5 protein-coding genes and 1 pseudogene are annotated in these 4,580 nt (G+C 73.5%); 2 read left to right on the forward strand and 4 right to left on the reverse strand.

Annotated features, from left to right (window positions below; all coding sequences use genetic code 11):
* Nucleotides 1–218 precede the first annotated feature (218 nt).
* Together VR45_RS33810 and VR45_RS33815 are read left to right on the forward strand one after the other, a co-directional pair.
* Entirely contained in the window at nucleotides 219–611 is a 393-nt protein-coding gene (locus VR45_RS33810) for a roadblock/LC7 domain-containing protein (protein ID WP_353612740.1), read from the forward strand.
* A gap of 150 nt (nucleotides 612–761) precedes the next feature.
* Nucleotides 762–1,136, forward strand: a complete 375-nt coding sequence (locus VR45_RS33815; RefSeq protein WP_045943730.1) for a hypothetical protein — start codon at nucleotides 762–764, stop codon at nucleotides 1,134–1,136.
* A gap of 182 nt (nucleotides 1,137–1,318) precedes the next feature.
* Here the strand turns inward: VR45_RS33815 and VR45_RS33820 are convergent, their stop codons facing one another.
* The 4 genes and pseudogenes from VR45_RS33820 to VR45_RS33840 form a co-directional block, all read right to left on the reverse strand.
* Nucleotides 1,319–2,116 (reverse strand): maleylpyruvate isomerase family mycothiol-dependent enzyme, encoded by a 798-nt coding sequence (locus tag VR45_RS33820; protein WP_045943731.1) that lies wholly within the window; start codon nucleotides 2,114–2,116, stop codon nucleotides 1,319–1,321.
* Nucleotides 2,117–2,259: 143 nt separating this feature from the next.
* Nucleotides 2,260–3,378, reverse strand: coding sequence for an NUDIX hydrolase (locus tag VR45_RS44760; RefSeq protein ID WP_052709585.1), 1,119 nt, complete (start codon nucleotides 3,376–3,378; stop codon nucleotides 2,260–2,262).
* A gap of 126 nt (nucleotides 3,379–3,504) precedes the next feature.
* Nucleotides 3,505–4,320, reverse strand: coding sequence for a hypothetical protein (locus VR45_RS33835; RefSeq protein WP_234326428.1), 816 nt, complete (start codon nucleotides 4,318–4,320; stop codon nucleotides 3,505–3,507).
* A 13-nt stretch (nucleotides 4,321–4,333) separates the two neighbouring features.
* Nucleotides 4,334–4,580, reverse strand: a pseudogene (locus VR45_RS33840) (hypothetical protein); the annotation flags it as partial.

The raw sequence follows: 4,580 nt of genomic DNA on the forward strand, positions 1-4,580 counted from the left end.
GCCCGTACCGGCGGCTCCGGCCGTACCGGCGCAGGCCGCGTCCGGGTCGCGGACCACCGCCCTCCCGCTCACCGCCGCCGACCCGGACACAGCGCTGCTGATCCGGGTCCGAACCCTTCTGGAGGCCAGACTTTGAACCACTCCCCGCCCGCGACGCCCCCCGCACGGCCATGAGGCGGGCGCTCAAGCAGCGTGTCGGAAGGAGACAACTGATCGCCTTGGAGACCGAGCTGCTGGCCGAACTCCGCGCCATCAAGCACCGGGTACCGCATCTCGCCGGCGGTCTGGTGGCCAGTGTGGACGGCCTGTTGGTCGCCCACGACACCCACGGGACCGAGCCCTCGAGCCTGGCGGCGATGACCGCGGCCTCGCTCAGCCTGGCCCAGCGGCTCGCCGACAGCACCGGCCAGGGCGAGTTCCGGGAGTCGCTGGTCCGCGGTGAGCACGGCTATGTCGCCACCTACGCGGCGGGAGGAAGCTGCGTGCTCACCCTCCTCGCCCACCCGGACGCGAACGTCGGCCGCCTGCACCTGGAGGCCCGCCGGTCCGCCCAGCGCATCACCGCGCTCCTGAACGACACGCTCCTGCCCAAGGACGCCCGGGAGTACTGACATCCCGCCCCGGGTCTCCGGCGGGCCGATCCGTCGACCTACCGCTGTACCGCTCTACCGACATACCGGCATACCGACTTCCACCCACCGACATACCGACTTTTTCGGCGTACCGACGCACCGACGAACCGACGAACTGGAGACAGTGACATGACCGACGCCGCAGGCGCGCTCAAGCAGGCCATGACCGTGATCGAGGGCGCCATCGGCGCGGCCCTGGTCGACTACAACAGCGGCATGGCGCTCGCGACCCTCGACGGCCCCGGTGGCTTCGACCTCAACGTCGCCGCCGCCGGCAACACCGACGTGGTCCGGGCCAAGATGCGCACCATGGACATGCTCGGCCTGGGTGACGGGATCGAGGACATCCTCATCACCCTCAGCAGCCAGTACCACCTGATCCGCCCGCTCACCGGCCGCAGCGGCAAGGGCCTCTTCCTCTACCTGGCGCTGGACAAGGGCCGGGCGAACCTGGCGATGGCCCGCCACCAGCTCACCAGGATCGAGGCCGACCTGGAGGTCTGACCGGCGCCCCTCCGGCCGCCGGACTCCCCGGTGACCGACCGGACCGAGCAGTGGTCCGGTCGGCCGCCGGGGCGGCGTCGTCCGCGAGCGGCCCGTCGGGACCGGTGGGACGCCGCCGGTCCCGACGGGCCGGACCAGGACGGCTCAGCGGCAGTGCCGGACGACCGCGCCCCCGCTATGTCCTACTGCTCCGGCTCCCAGGCGCGGAGCAGGTCGAGCAGCCCCGCGTCTCCGTCGACGCGCAAGGATTCGGCCTTGATGCGGTCGTACAGGTAGAGGACCAACTCACTGGCCGTGCCGTGGACGGAGGCGCCGGCCGCGTCCGGGGCCTCTCCGGTCGCGGCAGCGGGCGTGGGGATGCGGGCGGAGCGTGCGCCGTCGCCGTCGACCGTGAGGCGCCAGGAGCGGCCCTCGGCGGCGTGGAAGTCGAAGGCCGTGGGCTTGTGCGGCCAGGCACTCGATGTCGCGCAGACGGCGAACAGGAATTCCTCCACGCCGTCGAGGGCCACCTCGAGCGGCAGCGGCTGCGGGGCGCCCCCGGCGAGCCGGGCGTCGTAGGTGTGCACCGCGCTCTCCTGGACCCGGTGCCGGGCGACTCCGCCGGAGGTCCGCGGCGTCTGCAGGGCACTCCACCACGCCCAGCAGTCGGCGTCCGGGCCCGCCTCGCGCAGGGTGCTCAGCAGAAGCTGCGTCGACGCGTCCAGCCAGGTCAGCAGGGCCTCGCGCTCCCGCGGCAGTTCCAGAGCGGCGCGCGCGGCGACGGCCTCGGCCGGGGGGCCGTCGGCGGGCCCCGCGGCGACGATGGCGGCCCAGAAACGGTCCCCTCCACCCAGGTGCTTCACCAGATCGAACAGCGTCCACCCGGGGCAGGTCGTCACCTGTGCGTCGAGACTGGGCGCGGCGGCGACCGCGGCGCGGAAGGCGGTCGACCCTTCGTCGATCAGTCGCAGCAGGTCGGGGAACTCAAGATTCTTTTGCACGCCGGATGTCTATCACCGTGCTCCGGTGATCGGACAGCGATTTTCCCGGTCGCCGCCGGTCGGCCGTTGCGGACGTCGTCCTCGGGGGAGGACCGGTCGGAGACCGGGAGTTCATGTCGCGCCCGGAGCAACGGCATTGAGGCTCAGTCGGCCGGGTACCCGCCGACCAGTTCGGCCGGGCCGCCCGGCCGGTTCCGCGCCGCCAGCGCGGCCGCCGTCCGTGCCCAGGACGCGGGCGTCAGCAGTGCCCGCGCCTGCGCCGGCGTGCAGAGCCGCCACTCGACCAGCTCCTCCGGGGCCAGCACGATCGACGAGAGCAACTCCTCGCCCACGGTGCCCCCGTCGAACAGGTACACCACCATGGCGGTGTCCCGGTCCGCGGCCGGGTCCGCCGCCTGCCCCGGCATCCAGTCCAGCGCCAGCAGCCGGCCCGGCTCGCAGGACCAGCCCAGCTCCTCCCGAACCTCCCGCCGGGCCGCCGCCCGGGGCAGCTCCCGGTCGGCCTCGACGCCGCCGCCCGGCAGGGTCCAGTACGGCACCTCGCCGCCCGGAAGGTCCCACGGCCGCAGCCGCACCAGCAGGACCCGGCCCTCCCGGTCGGTGAACACCGTCCGCGCCTTGGCCCGGATCCGCGGGAGGCCGGCGTAGTAGGCGTCCCGGTCCAGCGGTGGCGGCGCCTCGCCGACCGGCGCGTCGCCCGCCGTCGGCGGCCACCACGCCGACAGTTCCGACAGCCCCGCCGGGCCGGTGTACTCCGGCACCGCGCCGGGCGTCAGCACATCGAGGACGTGCCCGACCGGGTGGCCGTCCTCCAATTCCAGCGGCCCGGCCGCGCGGGGCGCCCGCAGACAGGCCGTCACCCGCCGGGAGAGCCGCGGCGGCAGCGCGTGGCCCGCCTGCTCCGGCGTCAGCCAGGCCCAGCCGCCCACCTCGGCACGGTCCGGTGTGAACGCCGCCGCCTGCTCCGGCGTCAGTGGCTCGGCCCAGTACAGGTGGGCGGCGATCGGCGGACGGTGGTCGTCCCGGGTCCAGTCCAGGCAGGCCAGCGGCCCCAGCCGGGGCGTGAACCCCAGCTCCTCCTCGATCTCGCGCACCGCCGTCCGCCGCGGCGAGCGGTCCTGCGGCTCCCAACCCCCGCCCGGCACCGCCACCGGATGCCTCCGGTTGTAGGGCAGCCGCACCACCAGCACCCGCCCCCGCTCGTCCGGGAACAGCACCCCCGCCGCCGCCAGCAACTCCTGGCCCGAAGCCTCCGCCACCATCCGTACCCCCTTCGTCCGTCCGGTCATGTGTCACGACACCCCGTTCCACCGCCCCGGTTCCCCACCGCGGAGGTCATCGTGTCCTCGCAGGACGGGAGCGGTCCCACCGGAGCAGGACGGGCCGAGTCAGGTCGCGGTGGGGATGTGGCGTGCTGCCGCGAGCGCGGCCGTCGTCCGAAGTCTCGCGAAGTACGAGGCGCAGTATTCCGAGTTGATCAGGGGCACGATCCTGTCGAGGTCGGCGATGCACGACCAGAGCACGGCAGCGCCACTGTCGTCGAGCGCACCGTCCACCTCCTGCTGGACGAGGCCCGCGACGGCGGCGTCCAGGAGGATCAGCTCCACGCCCTCGATGTCCACGCCGCGGAAACTGTCGGGGTACGGGGCGCGCCGGTGGTCCTCCCACAGTCGGGCGAGTCGGTCTTCGGGCTGTGCCCGGCTCAGGTCGACAACTGCTGCTTCCGTCGCAGTCGGTGGGCGAAGAAGCAGGGAAACCGCGGCGAAGACGGCACGCACCATGGCGACGGCCGCGGCCGGGCCGAGAGCGGCACTGGTCACGGTGCCCCGTGTGAGTCGGTCGCGCAGTGCTCGGCTGCGGTCGAGCTCGGCAGCGAGTTCGGCCGGGACGAGCCCTGCGTCGCGGGCCCGCTCGATGAGGCCCTGGAGCGGTTCGTCGACGGCCAGGCGCCCGGCAAGGACGTGCTCCAGGGCGAACAGGGAATGCGTGACGGCGGCGGTGGCGAACTCGTACCGGTAGTAGGAGTGCCGGATGAGCTCGCGGGACGTTTCCAGCGCGCTCATCACGTACATCGACGCGTCGCCGGGCAGGACCAGGTCGGCCACCAATGCGTCCATGCCGGCGTAGTCGGGAACGACGTCGCGGACCCGCGGGTCCGGTACTGGCAGCGGGAGCGGGCCGGGCAGCGGCGGCGGGGTGTTCACCCGTGCAGTTCTGTCATCCGGAGGCTCTCGGTGGCAATGGATTTGCGCGGGGGTGGGGGAGGGCGGCGAGGGCGGTGGTGGTGGCCTGGGTCATTCGGTGGTCCTGGCGGTCGGTGGCGCCGCGCAGGCGGGCGCAGCCCTCGACGGCGGCGAGGGCCAGCAGGCCGGGGAGGAGGTCGGTGCTGCGGTCGGCGACCCAGCGGGTGCCGCGGGTGGCCATCCACCAGAGGTCGGCCAGGGTCTGTCTCTTATACACATCT

It is taken from the genome of Streptomyces sp. NRRL S-495 (genome assembly GCF_000966955.1).
In the GTDB taxonomy this organism is placed as follows: Bacteria; Actinomycetota; Actinomycetes; order Streptomycetales; family Streptomycetaceae; genus Kitasatospora; species Kitasatospora purpeofusca.

What these genes read in the sequence shown, in the direction of transcription:
- VR45_RS33815 (WP_045943730.1), top strand. Translation starts at nt 762, where the DNA reads ATGACCGACGCCGCAGGCGCGCTCAAGCAGGCCATGACCGTGATCGAG.
- VR45_RS44760 (WP_052709585.1), bottom strand. Translation starts at nt 3,378, where the DNA reads ATGGTGGCGGAGGCTTCGGGCCAGGAGTTGCTGGCGGCGGCGGGGGTG.